The organism is Paenibacillus allorhizosphaerae (assembly GCF_042659105.1).
Taxonomy (GTDB): domain Bacteria; phylum Bacillota; class Bacilli; order Paenibacillales; family NBRC-103111; genus Paenibacillus_G; species Paenibacillus_G allorhizosphaerae.
In genome coordinates this window covers 1-684 of the sequence record NZ_JBHSRV010000076.1, presented here as the reverse complement: position 1 = coordinate 684, position 684 = coordinate 1, and the positions used below count along the sequence as shown (strand labels likewise).

Annotated in this window: 2 tRNA genes and 1 rRNA gene; all 3 read left to right on the top strand. The window is 49.1% G+C overall.

Annotation, left to right across the window (positions count from 1 at the left end):
- The first annotated feature begins 2 nt into the window (after positions 1-2).
- The 3 genes from rrf (at position 3) to ACFQI7_RS37855 (ending at position 384) form a co-directional block, all read left to right on the top strand.
- Positions 3-119 (top strand): 5S ribosomal RNA (rrf, locus tag ACFQI7_RS37865).
- 27 nt (positions 120-146) lie between these two features.
- Positions 147-220, top strand: a tRNA-Ile gene (locus tag ACFQI7_RS37860).
- Between the two features lie 88 nt (positions 221-308).
- A tRNA-Ala gene (locus ACFQI7_RS37855) sits at positions 309-384 on the top strand.
- The last annotated feature ends 300 nt before the right edge of the window (positions 385-684 follow it).

The following is a 684-nucleotide window of genomic DNA, read 5'->3' as shown; positions in this document are numbered from 1 at the left end:
AGTTTGGTGATGATGGCGGAAGGGAACCACGCGTACCCATCCCGAACACGAACGTTAAGCCTTCCAGCGTCGATGGTACTTGGACCGCAGGGTCCTGGGAGAGTAGAACGTCGCCAAGCTAAACCGCCTCTGGCGGTTTATTATATGGGCCCTTAGCTCAGCTGGTTAGAGCGCACCCCTGATAAGGGTGAGGTCGGTGGTTCGAGTCCACTAGGGCCCATTCCCAATTGTACTAAGTGAAATAGGGTCCCCGAAAAGTATTCGGTGGTACTTCCAGAGCTTAGCTTCACTTTTTGGGTTCGATATATGGGGCCATAGCTCAGCTGGGAGAGCGCCTGCCTTGCAAGCAGGAGGTCAGCGGTTCGATCCCGCTTGGCTCCACCATTGAAACTTTCACGGAAAACATTACCGGTTGCACGGTGATAGTGACTGTGGTAAGATGATCTTCCTGCCGATTACGGCAGCGAAAACAATCAGGGTTGACAACTGAGATCGCTGAAAGTCGATCCAACAGTTGCAACATTGTTCCTTGAAAACTGGATATCGAAACAAGCAACAATGCTGAATCATCCTTAAAGATGATCTTAATCGATCTTTAATCTTTTAGGTTAGCTACAAGCGGAGCGTATATGTTTTCAAAGTGACCTTTGTGCGAAGCACAACGGAACGCGAAAATATATACCG